The sequence below is a fragment of the Salinibaculum sp. SYNS191 genome, from assembly GCF_037338445.1.
Lineage (GTDB): Archaea > Halobacteriota > Halobacteria > Halobacteriales > Haloarculaceae > Salinibaculum > Salinibaculum marinum.
The window spans coordinates 747834-760316 of sequence record NZ_CP147838.1 but is presented as its reverse complement, the minus strand read 5'-3'; the positions used below and the strand labels follow the sequence as shown (position 1 = coordinate 760316).

The following is a 12483-nucleotide window of genomic DNA, read 5'->3' as shown; positions in this document are numbered from 1 at the left end:
TCCACTCTCTGCACCGACTCCAGGGACGTTTTTATTCTGTTGGCAGTGCTTGCTGGGCGGTGCAGCCGGAAATCGGTCAGGTGCCCCGCCGTGGAACGTCCTGCGAGTGTCCGGTTCAGTGACGGACCTTTTTACTGTGCGACGGCAGTGTCAGCGACCCGGTCTTCGGACGCGTTCGGTTCGCGTCACCGTGGCCTCTCCGTCGAGATAGAGGCGTAGCGACGCCGTGTCGTGGTTGAATTCGACGAGGTACGTATCGGGGTCGGTGTCGACGCGCTCGGAGGTCCACCGGTCGTCGTAGAGGTAGTCGTGAAACTCCCACAGTCCGGTTCCGATGACGTTGATACCGTGCTCCCAGTGGAACGCGACCGACGCAGGGTGGTAGGCCACTGTCAACGGCAACGGCAAACTCAGAAACCGGAGGCACTCCTCGCATTCGCTGACCGTGCCGAAGGCGACCGGAATCGAACCGTGCATGGCGACGTCGTCCGTGCTGAACACGTCCGTCTCCATGCGGCCAGTACAGTCCGGACAGACGCCCTGTCGGACCTTGAGGAAATCCCCGGCCTGGTCCCACGCGATAGCGTCTATGAGCTCGCTCCCCTGGCGTGACCGTACCTGTGCGGGTGTGACACGGTACGAGAGGGCAGGGTGGGAACACTCCGCACACCGAATCACGAAGTACTGGTCCTCGACTGCCGCCCTGAGTGCTGGTTCACCGCAGTGCAGACACCGACCGGCCGTTTCGATACCGCCGACCGCACCCGGCGGACGGTAGTTCTCGGCGAGGATGAACCGAACCATCTGCTCGCCGGCGTGTGTAAACGCGTAGCCGCTCTCGTGTTTCCTGAGAAACGTCCCGGTGAGTTCGCCGAGATGGTACGAGAGTTTCGACGTGTTGTCGACGTCGACCTGCTCGTAGATGTCCGAGAAGGAGAGGTTGGCCACGCCCGTTTCGAGGTTGTCGTGCTGTCCGCGTGCGACCGCACGGAGGATGTCGAGTCGTATGTCGTCGGACAGGAGCCGGAATACCTCCGCTGCTGTCCGGTCGGAACCCATACACAGTGACACACCGCGAGCGTATTGAAAGTAGGGCCGCGAGACGGCGTCGACGACGGGTCGGAACAGTCTCCAGACTCCGGTACCGACACAAGATACTTGTCAACGGGTGCGAATCGCCGGCCATGGACCGTGGAGTCGCGAGTTGGGTGGCTCTCCTGCTGGTCGGCATCTTGCTCATCGTCACTGCGCCGCCCGACCCGCAGTACTCGGTCAGCGTCTACGGACCGACGGACCCCCCAGGGGGTGAGCAGGTCGTCGCCTTCGAGAACCTGTCCGAGGAGGACCGCGACCTGTTCCTGGAGACGTTCGACGACGCGAAGCGCTTTGCGGACCCACCGAACGTACAGGACGTCTACGTCGGCTACGAGGGGGAGACCTACCAGATGGCAGCGGCCGTCCACGAGGGTCCCGTGCTCAGTTTGCTCATGCCGGCCTTTGGCGCTGTCCTGATTCTGGCAGGCGGTCTCGTCGCCGCGTATCGTTACCTGTCCCGGAGCTGACTACGCTTCACAGACCGCGTGGTGTCGGCTCCCGTTGCTGTGGATTCCCCGGCGTTTGCGGCCAGACCTCGTCTATGTCCCCGACGAACCGAACTACGACGACTTGTTTTCTGTGGCGGTGGGTGTGGACGAGGGGCGACCTGGGACTCGTCGGTCGGGACTGTGATACAGACTCGAACGGGGTAGTGGGCCAGGTTTCGACGCTCGAACGGGAGTCTGACGGGCGAGAATCGACTCGCAATCACCAGTACCCGGGAGAGTCGGTAGACCCGGGAGATGCGCGCCTCTCGCACGGCACTCGCGAGCGTGCAGCGTGAGCCAAAGTGACAAGACGACATTTCCTGCACGCTCGTGGCCGTGGATCCCGTACCGGCCTGCAAGACGCAGAGTAACGGGACCACGTTATCATACTAATTGAAGACGTATAGTCCTACTGTCGAAATACCCGTCTCAGCCCGTTGACTCCCCGCGTTGTCCGCGCGGATGGTGCCGCCGAGCCGTCGACCTTGGTCAGACGTGGCGCTGCCCGAAGTCAGTCGGTCGCAGTTGCACTCCGCGTCGCTGCCGGGCTGCAAAAGACCAATCAGGGCGGGGTCCGGCGGGGGGCAAATCGCCGGACGGGGAGGGCAACCGGTTGGCAGGGGGATGACGGGCGGCGGTGTCCGCCCGCACTCGACTATTGAGGCTGGTCGTACAACAATCCCCCCTCGCGGTTGCAGACCTGGCAACCCACGACAAGATACTTATACGGTAATGGAAATTCACGTGGAAGACTCGGAGCTACTGTTCGGTCCCGTTGCAGCACCGCCCGCGCTGGACCACCTAGACGCTTCGTGCGGCGTGTTCCCGCTCCCGACTGGGTACTGCGGCGTGTCGAGACGGTCCAGACCCGGACGACGACGGTGGTTCTCGCGGTGTCGCCTCCCCGGGACACCTGTGGGTCACTCACCTGCTGGCTCGACGCGTTCCTCGCGTTCGTCGAACGGGGGCCGGAGGGCGACGGTGTGACTGGTGTGGCGGGCGTGGGTCTCGGCCCAGCGCCGGGCGGGGCGTTCGGAGAGGAAGCGGTCCCCGGCGGGGCAGGCCCGACACTCCGTGACCCACGGGGTCACGCCGTCGGGGAAGTGGCCGGTGTGGCGGCGATGGTCGAGCGCGAACTGTTCGAGCGCCTGGTTCCCGACCTGTAGCTCGTCGAGTTCGTAGGCGAGGTCCCACGTGCGGCCACATCGCGAGCAGGTGACTGTCGGGGTGTCGTCGATGTCGCCGTCCGTATCCCGCGGTGACTCGTCGTGGTCTGACACACGGACACGTACTCGCTCGGAGCATATCAATCTGGGTCGAACGGGGCGGCGACGTGGGACGGGAGTCGCACTGGAAAGAGGTTTGTGTCGGCGCCGTCCATCGTGGGTATGGTCGAGAACGTCATCTGGCCGGCTTTTCTCGACGCCGACTGCTCGCGCAGCGAGGGCCGGCGCGTCGCAGAGGAACTCGCCGTCCCGGAGCCGACAGTCGACGAGATAGCGAAGGCGGTCCAGCAGGTGGGGTACGACGCGGTCATCGAGCGGGACAAGACCTACCCCCGGGAGTACGACCCGCGCGGGCGCGTCCTCGTGAAGGGTGCCGACGACGCGACCAAGACGGACCTGCTCGGTGCCGTGGCCGCCTACATCGACGCGCTCCGGGCATGAAACGCCTCGGGGAGGCCGTCCGGACGGCACAGGGCGTGCTCGTCGTTCGCAGTCCCGACGAGACGACGCCCGACATCGGGACCGAGGTCGTCGACGAGTCGCTGGCGACAGTCGGGCGGGTAGTCGACGTGTTCGGGCCAGTCGAGCGCCCCTACCTGGCGGTGTCGCTGGCGCAGGACGTCCGCCCGGCCCTGCTCGTCGGCTCGCCGGTCTACACCCGCGAGTGAGCGGGTTCCGGACACGGCAGCCGCCTACGGCGGGTCGAAACTCTCAACAGGCTTTGCGTCGAGGTGAGTGACATGGAACAGCGCCATCGAGCGGTCGCCGCCTGTGGCGGTATCGTCTTCATCTTCCTCGCGGTGCAGGTGGGTGCGCTGGCGCTCGTCGAGCCGTTCAAAGAGCAGGGCCACCAGTTCGTCCAGGACACGAGCGACCCGACCAACAGCCTCCTCTACATCGGGGCCATCCTCGTCGCGACGGCGGTCATGCTGGCTGCGTTTCGCTACGGCGTCGACGGCATCATCCGCTTTTTCATCGTCTTCTCCGGCGCGTACATCGCCTGGTACGTCTTCCAGGTGCTGTTTCCCCCACTGGAGGTCGGTGGCCTCGGCACGGTCAACGTCCTCGCCTACGTCGGCGCACTGCTCATCTTCGTCGGCCTCTACGCCTACCCCGAGTGGTACGTCATCGACGCCACCGGCGTCGTGATGGGCATCGGCGCGGCCGGCCTCTTCGGCATCAACTTCGGCATCCTGCCGGCGCTCGTGCTCCTCACCGTCCTCGCCGTCTACGACGCCATCAGCGTCTACGGCACCGAACACATGCTCGACCTGGCCTCCGGCGTGATGGACCTCCGCGTCCCCGTGGTGCTCGTCGTCCCGCTCTCGCTGTCGTACTCCTTTCTCGACGCCGAGACGCCCGAGGCCGTCGCCGAAGCGGACGAGGGGGAGGAACAAGACGCGGACGCCGCGACGGTCGCGGACGGGGCCGGCGACGCCGACGGTCACGACACGCCCGCAGACGACGCCGATACTGCGGAGCCATCGGCCGACGGCGACGACGAGGCCGGCGAGCGACCCGGACTCGCCGAACGGGACGCGCTCTTTATCGGCCTCGGCGACGCCGTGATTCCGACCGTCCTCGTCGCCAGCGCGGGCTTTTTTGTCAGGGACGCCCCCTCGCTCGCGCTGCCCGGACTGACGATTCCGCTCCCGGCCGGCACGGCGATGGTCGGGACGATTGCCGGACTGGTCGTCCTGCTGTGGATGGTGCTGAAGGGGCGCGCACACGCGGGGCTCCCGCTGTTGAACGGCGGCGCAATCAGCGGCTACCTCCTCGGCGCGCTCGCGAGCGGGATTCCGCTGGTCGAGGCGCTCGGACTGTCCAACTTCCTCTAGCGCCCGGTCAGTGCCTCGCTGGCGGCCGAAATCTTGATTTCCTCTCCCAGGTCGGCCTCGACGGCCCGCTCGTAGAGCATGTACGCCGCGGCGACCGTCTCGATTCCCGTGCCGCCGCTGTCGAACAGCGTGATTTCCTCGTCGCTCGTGCGCCCCGTGGCCGACCCGGCGATTATCTCGCCGAGTTCGGCGTGGACGTGGTCCTCGTCGATCGCGCCCGCCTCGACGGCCTGGATGTACGCGCCGGCGTCCTGCTCGATGCGCGCGCGGAGGTCGGGGACGTACGTCGACCGGGCCACCGTCGTCGCGTCGACCTCCCTACGATTCGGGGCGTACTGGCCCATTGCGGTGACGTGGGTGCCCGGTTCCAGCAGGTCGCCGTCGAAGACGGGTTCGCCCGCAGTCGTCGCCGTGATGACGACGTCCGCCCCCTCGATGGCTGCCGCGGCCGAGTCGACGGCCGTTACAGCGGCGTCGAGGGTCTGGTCCATCTCCCCGGCGAAGGACTCCCGCGACTCCGCTGTCGGCGAGAACACTTCGACGGTGTCGAGGTCGCGAACCGTCGCCGTCGCGCGCAACTGGCCGCGGGCCTGTGACCCGCTGCCGATGAGCGCGAGGTCCGTCGCGTCCGCGCGGGCGAGCGCGTCGACGGCCACCGCGCCGGCGGCTCCGGTTTTGAACGGGTTCATGCTCGCGCCGTCGAGCAGCGCGATGGGCTCGCCGCTCTCGGCGTCGAACAGCGGGAGGAAGAAGTGCGCGTCACGCGCGCCGAACCCGGCGGCGTAGTTGTACCCCCCCATCGCGCCCGTCTCCGGGAGAATGGCGAAGTAGCCCGTCAGAAAGCCCGGCGGGTCGGCACTGTCGAGTCGGGTCCGTGGTTCGGCGGGTGCGCCCTCGCCGCGCTGGCGGTACCCCTCGCGGACGACGTCAACGTAGTCTGCCGGGCCGGCGAGGCCGGCGAGTTCGTCACTCTGCAGGAACAGGACATCGGCTGGCATAGATGCCAGTAGACGGAGTCGGGATATAGGAACTGGGAAAGCGGTCAGTCGGCCGTGCTGGTGTGGCCGGTCTGTCGCTGGGTCGTCGTGGTCGGTTCCGGTTCCTCGGCGACGGGGGCTCTGACGAACAGTGCGTGCGCGACGAGAGGGAGTGCGGCGAGTGCGCCAGCGGGGACAGCCATCGACACGCCGAATCCGACGGCCGAGAGCAGTGCTGCGATTCCACCCATGGTCACTGGAATCAGCCCGAGAATGTAGTCGTAGTAATCCATCATGGTCTATAATAATATGGTGGGTACTGTGGTATAAGTGTTTTTCATAGCCATTGAGTAATATCCAGCGTAGCAATACGAGTACAACGAGAATTTAGCGTGAAACGCTCCCATAACTTATAGAGATTATTGTAGCCAGGAGAGTCGCTCTCCTGTCTATTCTCGGACACCACTGCAGGCGCGTTCGCGACGAGCCCGCCACGAGGGGACGGACACACTCGCGTGAGAGACTCCCATCATCGTTCGCACAACGCGGCTGTTTTCTCTCCTGATAACTGAGGTTAGCAACTCCCGAATACAGGTGCTGCCGGTGTGCACCTTGTTATCAATGCAGATAATTGCAGGGGAGTACTTATTTAGTGGTGTGGAATAACGTGGCATAGAGGACACAGCGGCCGACCAGAGATTCCAATGAGCACGAACGCAACCGACGACGGCGACGCTGAGACTGCCGAAGAACGCGCGCGGTACGCCGAGTTGACCATCGGCGACGAGGAGTTCGTCATCTACGACCGCGAGAACCACCAGGCGTGGCTCCAGTCCGACGCCGCCGTCACAGCCGAACGACACCGGTAGCGCCGACCCACCGCTCCCTTCTTCCTGCCGTCACTCGGGACTGTACGCTGCTGCCAGAAGCACCCGCCACCCGACGAGCAGGACGCCGCCGACCGCAAGCGAGACCAGCATGAACGTCCAGGCGGTGTCGCCGCGGAACAGTTCCGTCGCGCGGAGACCGTGACCCGCCAGCGCGCCCAGCACCCAGGCCGGCAGCGTCGCGGTCAGCGCGGTCCTCGGCGACGAGATTGCCTCCGCGCTGTAGAGGCCGGTGACCGCGGCGGCGAGCAGCCACGCAAGCAGGAACGGGGCGACGCCCTCCGCGATGATGCTGGGATTCGCGAACGGCTGGTACCCGTGACTCTTCTCACCGATGGTGAAGAAGACGGTCAGCGCGGCCGCGTCCCCGACGGCCAGCCACGCGGACAGCGAGGTCAGTTCGACCCGCGACCGCAGGGAGGTGGTGGTGCTCATACCGCGACTTCGGACTCCCGCGACTTGGATTGCTCGCTCTCGACGCGCTTCACCCCGACGACGGTGTACCCGAACCCCCGCTCGACGACGGACGCTCGCAACCCCGTTCTCGCGATATCATCCGCGAGCGCGTCCGGACTGTAGAACGCGGAGTCGAACCCGACCGCGCGTTCGGCCAGGACCAGCCCCCGCCCCCGGAGCGTCGTCGGGTCGAACTCCCTGACGACCAGCACCCCGCCGGGCCGCAGGACGCGCGCGGCCTCTTCCAGGACCCCGTGCTGGTCGCCCATGTGGTGCAACGCGTCGGTCACCAGCACCGCGTCGACGCTCCCGGTCGAAAGCGGCAGTCGCGCGCCGTCGCCCTGCACCGGTTGCAGGTCGTGCCGGCGCGCCTGCCGCAGCATTCCCTGCGCCGGGTCGACGACAAGCCGCCACGCGGCGTCGAGTTCCCGCACCGCCCGCCCCGGCCCGCCGCCGACGTCGACGACCCGCTCCAGCGGCCGCTCGGCCCGGGTTAGCCCCGCGTCGAGTTTCGCCCGGTCCGCCCCGGGCATGAAGAAGTCGTACAGCCGCGCGAACCGGTCGAACGGGGCGACGTCGCCTGCGTGCATGCCCCGAGTTGGTCCCCCGCTGCCTAAACGCCTGCGCAGCACACATACCCCTCCGGCCCCTGGGGGGGACATGGACTTCGCGGTGCTCGGCTGGCCGGCCGACGGCCCGACGCTCCGGCTCGACTACGAGCAGTTCAGCTACGCCGGCAAGTTCGTCATGTCCCGGACCGGCAAGTCCGTCGCCCGCGAGGACGGCGACGTCGTCGGGGCTGTGGCCTTCGACCCCGACCGGACCGACCCCGACACGCTCCGCCTGCGGTACGTCACGGTCCGCCACGACCGCCGCGGGGAGGGAATCGGCCCGCGACTGCTCCGGTTCACCGCCGAGCGCGCGCTCGACCGTGGCTTCGAACGCGTCTGTATCGCCGTCAACAACCCCTTCGCCTACGAGGCCGCCTACCGCGCTGGCTTCGGGTTCACCGGCGAGACGACCGGCCTGGCGGAACTGGTCTGTGCCTTCGGCGCTGACCGCGACCCGGCGACGTACCGGGAGGGACTCGACCGCTACCGCGAGCGGGACCTCTCGGCGGCCGAACGGGCGTTTCTCGACGAGCGGACGGACGCGCCCCCCCCACCGGTCGTCGACGACCCCGCCTAGACCGCGCGGGTCTCGAAGAGCCGTGCCCCGCAGTCGGTACAGGAGACGGCCGCCACCTCGTACGTCGAGCAACAGGACTCCACGGTCTCCGCCCCGAACTCCGGGACGCCGCCGCACTCGGGACAGGTGTCGATGAACAGCCGCATCCCGCTCAGTAGCTGGCTCCGCCCCGGCAGTGACAGTCGGTCCCAGTCCGAGTACCACCGCGCCAGCACGTTCGCCGCGCCCAGGTCCGCGAGGAAGGCCCCGCGGGACTCCCACTTGCCGACGGGCTGGTCGTCGACGAAGGCCCGGAAGGCCGCCCCGTACTCCTCGTAGCTGACCTCCCCCTCCTCGGTGTCCAGCATCCGGAGCAACTGCTCGCGGTCGGCGTCCTCCGCTTCCAGGCGCTGTATCTCCTCGTCCCACTCCTCGCGGAAGCCGTCGGTCAGACAGAGGTCCGTCCCGTCGGCACACTCCTCCAGGGCGCCGATGCTCGTGAGCACCTGCTCGGGGTCGACCTCGGCCTGTCCCGGCTCCGGCATCTCCTCCGGCTCTTTGCCGAACAACTGCAGCAGCCACTCCGGGAAGTACCGCTTGGTCAGGGTCGGCGTCCCCGGCACGAGATAGCCCCGCAGGTATATCGCGGCCAGGCTGAGGCCGAAGACGACCAGGCCCGCGCCGACCCCGGCGGCCGGCGAACTCGCTGTCGCGACTCCCACCCCGACGACGACGCTCACCGCCCCTGCGATGAGCGTGTTCACGACGGTACACGGCATACACCGGTTCTCGCCGACGTACTCGGGTTGTTTGAGCTCCGTCAGAATACCCCCTGTCGTTGTCATGTGAGACGTATTGGACGTACACTCTGTTCAACGTTTCTCCCCGGCGCGCAGAGTCGGGGGATTCAAACGGCGCTCTGTCCTACCGTGTGGCAATGGGAAACGCGGACTTACGTGACCTGGCGGTCATCAGGGACGTCTCCTTCGACGACGTGGCCGGCTCCGTCGTGGCCGTCGACGCGCACAACTGGCTCTACCGGTATCTCACGACGACCGTGAAGTGGACCAGCGACGACGTCTACACCACCGCCGACGGCACGGAGGTCGCCAACCTCGTCGGCGTCGTCCAGGGGCTGCCGAAGTTCTTCGAACACGACCTCACTCCCGTCTTCGTCTTCGACGGCGCGGTCACCGACCTGAAGGACGACGAGGTGCAGTCCCGCCGGCAGCAACGCGAGAAGTACGAGGACCAGCTGGCGGAGGCCCGCGAGCGGGACGACGCAATCGCCGTCGCGCGGCTGGAGTCGCGAACCCAGCGCCTGACGGACACCATCGTCGACACGACCCGGGAACTGCTGGCCCTGCTGGACGTCCCCATCGTCGACGCCCCGGCAGAGGGGGAGGCCCAGGCCGCCAGGATGGCCCGGCGGGGACAGGTCGACTACGTCGGCACGGAGGACTACGACGCCCTCCTCTTCGGCGCGCCGCTGACCCTGCGACAGCTCACGAGTTCCGGCGACCCCGAACTGATGGACTTCGACGCCACGCTGGCCGAACACGACCTGACGTGGGAACAGCTCGTCGACGTCGCCATCCTCTGTGGGACGGACTTCAACGAGGGCATCTCCGGCGTCGGTCCCAAGACCGCCGTCACACTGGTCCGCGAACACGGCGACCTCTGGGGCGTCTTCGAGGCGGAGGGCTACCACGTCGACGACGCGGACCGCATCCGTCAGCTCTTTCTGGACCCGGCGGTCGTCGACTGCGAGTTCGACACGGACCTGAACCCGGACGTCGCGGCGGCCCGCGAGTACGTCACGGAGACGTGGGAGGTCGACCCCGACGAAGTTGCGCGTGGCTTCGAGCGCATCGAGTCCTCACTGGTCCAGACGGGGCTGGACGACTGGGCTTGACGCCACTGCTGGTCGCTGGGGAAAAAACTGAGAAGTTCGCCGACTATCCTTCGACCTGGTCGCGCAGCTCCGCGGCGCGGTCCTGGATGCGCTCGATTTGCTCCTGCGCCTGGTCTTCGGCCTGCTCGCGGAGTTCTTCGAGCTGTTCCTCGGTGTCGTCGAGGAACTCGAGCGTCTGGCTCTCCAGGTCCTCGTGGGCGTCGTAGAGCATGTCCATCTGCTCGCTGAGCGCGTCGAGGTACGCCGCCGACATGTCCTCGTACTCTTCGAGGCCGTTTTCGGCCATCTCCTGGGCGTCGGCCTGGGCATCCTCGACGGCCGCGAACTGCTCGTCCATCGCTTCGCGAATCTGCTCGACCCCGGCTTCGGACCCGGGCACCATCGACTCGATGGTTTCGAGGTAGCTCTCCATCGCGGACCGAGTCACGTCGACGCTGCGCTGCTGGGCCTCACTCTGGCCCTCGATACCGCTCATCATGGCCTGATTGAGGCGTTTCTGGAACTCGATGGACTGCTCCATCGCCCGCTGGCTCTGCTCGAGTGTTCGTCGCTGCAGTTCGAAGACCGTACTGATCGGATTGTCCTGGCTCATGGCTGTGACCTCCGTACACTCCCCTTGTCACTGCCCAATTATATCAATCCCATTGACTTGTATTTCCCACGAGGGAACGTCGTCCGTCGCTCTCAGCGGGGACGAGCGGGGCCAGGGCCGCCCGTCCGAGCCCGGGCGTCAGACTTCTTCGCGGAGCGTCGCGCTCTCGTCGTCGGCGACTTTGAAGGCGTCGACGCGTTCGTAGGTCTCCTCGCCCATCTCGCTGAGCCGCTGTGCGCGGCGGGCCACTTCGTCCATCGCGTCGGCCTGCTCGTCGATGCCGCTGGATATCTGCTGGATGGACGCCGTCATCTCCTCGGTGAGGCCGGCGGCGTCGTCGATGACCGCGCTGACCTCCTCGGCGTTGTCGGCCTGTGACTCGACGGCCGAGGATATCTCGGTCACGCCCTCGCTGGTCTGCTCGATGCGGTCGTGGATGCGCTCCAGCCGGTCGACCACGTCCTCGACGGCCTCCGCGCCGTCCTCCACCTCGTCGTTGGCGTCGCGGATGCTCTCGACCAGGTCGGCCGTCTGGCTCTGCACGCTCTGGATGATGTCGGCGATTTCGTCCGCGGACTCCTGGGACTCCTCGGCGAGGGACTTGACCTCGTTGGCGACGACGGCGAAACCCTCCCCGGCCTCGTCAGCGCGCGCGGCCTCGATGTTGGCGTTGAGCGCGAGCATGTTCGTCTGCTCGGCGATGTCCGCGATGATGTCGATGATGTCGCTGACCTCGTCCATGCTCTCCTCCAGCGAGTCGATGCGCTGTGCGACCGTCGAGGTGGAGTCGGTCGCCTGTCTGATGCGGCCGACCGCGCGGTCGACGTCCTCGACGCCGTTCTCGGCCAGCTGGGCGGCCTCCTCCGACTGGGCGTCTATCTGCTGAACCGAGGCCGTTATCTCCTCGATGGACGCCGAGAGGTCGTCGACGCTGCCGCTCGCGCGCTGGGTCTCCTCGGCCAGGTCGTCGGCCCCGTGTGCCAGTTCCGACGAGGAGGCGTCTATCTGGTCGATAGCCGCCGTGACCTCCTCCGCCGACGCCGACAGCGATGTACCGGTGTCGTCGAGTTCGTCGGCGTTCTCGGTCACCTCCGTGATTATCTCGCGGATGTTGGCGACGGCACGGCCGAGGTTGTCGTTCATCTCCGTGAACTCGTCGTAGACCTCCATCACCTCGTCGTAGTCGGCGTCGGGTTCGGGCACCCGCGGGTCGATGGTCAGGTCTCCCGTCGCCAGCCGGTGGAGTTTGTCCTGCAGGTCGTCGAGTACCTCCTCCTGGTAGGTCTCCATCGCCTGCTTCTTGCGGCGCTGGCGACGGCGCTCGGTCACGTCCTTCTCGACGAGCATCGCGCCGGCGAGCGCGCCGTCGTCGTCGTACAGCAGCGTCACCGTCCGCTCGACGGGCGTCACCGCCCCGCCGACGCGTATCTCCGCTTCCCGTTCCGGGATGTCCTCACCCCGCTCTATCGCCTCGCCCACGATATCGCCGGCTTCGTCGAGGAGCGCGTCCGCCTCGCGCCCGACGGCCTCCGTCTCCGTCGTGTCGTAGAGGTCGAGCGCCTGGCTGTTGGCGTGGGTGACGACCCCGTCGGTGTCCACCACCACCGTCGGCTCCTTCAGGCCGTTCAGGATGCTCCGGACGAGCGCCTGCGCCTCGTCCGACCGCCGGTCCGTCCCGGTGCTGTCCGCCGGTTCCTGGCTACCCTCACCCGAGGCAGCACGTTGGGCAAGTAAGGACCACATACATAGACCTCTCCAAGTGGGCGGCAAAAACGTGTCCCGCCAAATCTCAGCGGTGAGAATCCGGGGAGACCGCACAAGTTCGTGCGTATCGGTGGCTTT

At 66.9% G+C, this 12483-nt stretch carries 16 protein-coding genes; 7 read left to right on the top strand and 9 right to left on the bottom strand.

Annotation, left to right across the window (positions count from 1 at the left end):
* Positions 1-150: 150 nt before the first annotated feature.
* On the bottom strand, positions 151-1059 hold the full coding sequence (locus WDJ57_RS04075) for an ArsR/SmtB family transcription factor (RefSeq protein WP_338904160.1): 909 nt from the start codon (positions 1057-1059) through the stop codon (positions 151-153).
* A gap of 125 nt (positions 1060-1184) precedes the next feature.
* Between WDJ57_RS04075 and WDJ57_RS04070 the strand changes: the two genes are divergently transcribed.
* Positions 1185-1562, top strand: coding sequence for a hypothetical protein (locus tag WDJ57_RS04070; protein WP_338904159.1), 378 nt, complete (start codon positions 1185-1187; stop codon positions 1560-1562).
* A gap of 941 nt (positions 1563-2503) precedes the next feature.
* Here WDJ57_RS04070 and WDJ57_RS04065 read toward each other — a convergent pair.
* A complete protein-coding gene (locus tag WDJ57_RS04065; protein ID WP_338904157.1) occupies positions 2504-2863 on the bottom strand; it encodes a hypothetical protein in 360 nt (119 codons plus the stop codon).
* A 108-nt stretch (positions 2864-2971) separates the two neighbouring features.
* Between WDJ57_RS04065 and srp19 the strand changes: the two genes are divergently transcribed.
* From srp19 to WDJ57_RS04050, 3 genes are all read left to right on the top strand, one after another.
* Complete coding sequence (srp19, locus tag WDJ57_RS04060; RefSeq protein ID WP_338904155.1) at positions 2972-3250, top strand: signal recognition particle subunit SRP19; 279 nt, start codon at positions 2972-2974, stop codon at positions 3248-3250.
* Positions 3247-3477 (top strand): H/ACA ribonucleoprotein complex subunit GAR1, encoded by a 231-nt coding sequence (locus WDJ57_RS04055; protein ID WP_338904153.1) that lies wholly within the window; start codon positions 3247-3249, stop codon positions 3475-3477. The genes srp19 and WDJ57_RS04055 overlap by 4 nt, the downstream gene beginning before the upstream one ends.
* Positions 3478-3549: 72 nt before the next feature.
* The gene (locus tag WDJ57_RS04050) at positions 3550-4647 is read left to right on the top strand and encodes a presenilin family intramembrane aspartyl protease PSH (RefSeq protein ID WP_338904152.1); all 1098 of its coding nucleotides are present in this window, start codon (positions 3550-3552) and stop codon (positions 4645-4647) included.
* Here the strand turns inward: WDJ57_RS04050 and WDJ57_RS04045 are convergent.
* Together WDJ57_RS04045 and WDJ57_RS04040 are read right to left on the bottom strand one after the other, a co-directional pair.
* Positions 4644-5645 (bottom strand): ornithine cyclodeaminase family protein, encoded by a 1002-nt coding sequence (locus WDJ57_RS04045; protein ID WP_338904150.1) that lies wholly within the window; start codon positions 5643-5645, stop codon positions 4644-4646. The two genes, WDJ57_RS04050 and WDJ57_RS04045, sit on opposite strands and share 4 nt — an antisense overlap.
* A 44-nt stretch (positions 5646-5689) precedes the next feature.
* Positions 5690-5920: a hypothetical protein gene (locus WDJ57_RS04040; RefSeq protein WP_338904148.1), complete on the bottom strand. Its 231-nt coding sequence runs from the start codon at positions 5918-5920 to the stop codon at positions 5690-5692.
* 408 nt (positions 5921-6328) lie between these two features.
* Between WDJ57_RS04040 and WDJ57_RS04035 the strand changes: the two genes are divergently transcribed.
* The gene (locus WDJ57_RS04035; protein WP_338904146.1) at positions 6329-6493 is read left to right on the top strand and encodes a DUF7331 family protein; all 165 of its coding nucleotides are present in this window, start codon (positions 6329-6331) and stop codon (positions 6491-6493) included.
* Positions 6494-6523: 30 nt separating this feature from the next.
* On the opposite strand, the gene WDJ57_RS04030 is transcribed toward WDJ57_RS04035, so the two are convergent.
* On the bottom strand, positions 6524-6946 hold the full coding sequence (locus WDJ57_RS04030; RefSeq protein WP_338904144.1) for a DUF3054 domain-containing protein: 423 nt from the start codon (positions 6944-6946) through the stop codon (positions 6524-6526).
* Positions 6943-7557: a class I SAM-dependent methyltransferase gene (locus WDJ57_RS04025; RefSeq protein WP_338904143.1), complete on the bottom strand. Its 615-nt coding sequence runs from the start codon at positions 7555-7557 to the stop codon at positions 6943-6945. The genes WDJ57_RS04030 and WDJ57_RS04025 overlap by 4 nt, the downstream gene beginning before the upstream one ends.
* Before the next feature lie 70 nt (positions 7558-7627).
* On the opposite strand from WDJ57_RS04025, the gene WDJ57_RS04020 reads away from it, so the two are divergent.
* A complete protein-coding gene (locus tag WDJ57_RS04020) occupies positions 7628-8155 on the top strand; it encodes a GNAT family N-acetyltransferase (protein WP_338904142.1) in 528 nt (175 codons plus the stop codon).
* Here WDJ57_RS04020 and WDJ57_RS04015 read toward each other — a convergent pair.
* Positions 8152-8979, bottom strand: coding sequence for a hypothetical protein (locus tag WDJ57_RS04015; protein ID WP_338904140.1), 828 nt, complete (start codon positions 8977-8979; stop codon positions 8152-8154). The genes WDJ57_RS04020 and WDJ57_RS04015 overlap by 4 nt on opposite strands.
* 92 nt (positions 8980-9071) lie before the next feature.
* Between WDJ57_RS04015 and fen the strand changes: the two genes are divergently transcribed.
* The gene (gene fen / locus WDJ57_RS04010; RefSeq protein ID WP_338904138.1) at positions 9072-10049 is read left to right on the top strand and encodes a flap endonuclease-1; all 978 of its coding nucleotides are present in this window, start codon (positions 9072-9074) and stop codon (positions 10047-10049) included.
* Between the two features lie 43 nt (positions 10050-10092).
* Here fen and WDJ57_RS04005 read toward each other — a convergent pair whose 3' ends face one another.
* Complete coding sequence (locus tag WDJ57_RS04005) at positions 10093-10641, bottom strand: hypothetical protein (RefSeq protein ID WP_338904136.1); 549 nt, start codon at positions 10639-10641, stop codon at positions 10093-10095.
* 138 nt (positions 10642-10779) lie between these two features.
* Entirely contained in the window at positions 10780-12384 is a 1605-nt protein-coding gene (locus WDJ57_RS04000) for a methyl-accepting chemotaxis protein (RefSeq protein WP_338904134.1), read from the bottom strand.
* Positions 12385-12483 lie beyond the last annotated feature (99 nt).

Bases quoted from the DNA above. Each gene is read 5' to 3' on its own strand.
- WDJ57_RS04040 (WP_338904148.1), bottom strand. From the start codon at position 5,920: ATGATGGATTACTACGACTACATTCTCGGGCTGATTCCAGTGACCATG.
- WDJ57_RS04075 (WP_338904160.1), bottom strand. From the start codon at position 1,059: ATGGGTTCCGACCGGACAGCAGCGGAGGTATTCCGGCTCCTGTCCGAC.
- WDJ57_RS04035 (WP_338904146.1), top strand. From the start codon at position 6,329: ATGAGCACGAACGCAACCGACGACGGCGACGCTGAGACTGCCGAAGAA.
- WDJ57_RS04025 (WP_338904143.1), bottom strand. From the start codon at position 7,557: ATGCACGCAGGCGACGTCGCCCCGTTCGACCGGTTCGCGCGGCTGTAC.
- WDJ57_RS04015 (WP_338904140.1), bottom strand. From the start codon at position 8,979: ATGACAACGACAGGGGGTATTCTGACGGAGCTCAAACAACCCGAGTAC.
- WDJ57_RS04070 (WP_338904159.1), top strand. From the start codon at position 1,185: ATGGACCGTGGAGTCGCGAGTTGGGTGGCTCTCCTGCTGGTCGGCATC.
- srp19 (WP_338904155.1), top strand. From the start codon at position 2,972: ATGGTCGAGAACGTCATCTGGCCGGCTTTTCTCGACGCCGACTGCTCG.
- WDJ57_RS04050 (WP_338904152.1), top strand. From the start codon at position 3,550: ATGGAACAGCGCCATCGAGCGGTCGCCGCCTGTGGCGGTATCGTCTTC.
- fen (WP_338904138.1), top strand. From the start codon at position 9,072: ATGGGAAACGCGGACTTACGTGACCTGGCGGTCATCAGGGACGTCTCC.
- WDJ57_RS04045 (WP_338904150.1), bottom strand. From the start codon at position 5,645: ATGCCAGCCGATGTCCTGTTCCTGCAGAGTGACGAACTCGCCGGCCTC.
- WDJ57_RS04020 (WP_338904142.1), top strand. From the start codon at position 7,628: ATGGACTTCGCGGTGCTCGGCTGGCCGGCCGACGGCCCGACGCTCCGG.
- WDJ57_RS04030 (WP_338904144.1), bottom strand. From the start codon at position 6,946: ATGAGCACCACCACCTCCCTGCGGTCGCGGGTCGAACTGACCTCGCTG.
- WDJ57_RS04055 (WP_338904153.1), top strand. From the start codon at position 3,247: ATGAAACGCCTCGGGGAGGCCGTCCGGACGGCACAGGGCGTGCTCGTC.
- WDJ57_RS04000 (WP_338904134.1), bottom strand. From the start codon at position 12,384: ATGTGGTCCTTACTTGCCCAACGTGCTGCCTCGGGTGAGGGTAGCCAG.
- WDJ57_RS04005 (WP_338904136.1), bottom strand. From the start codon at position 10,641: ATGAGCCAGGACAATCCGATCAGTACGGTCTTCGAACTGCAGCGACGA.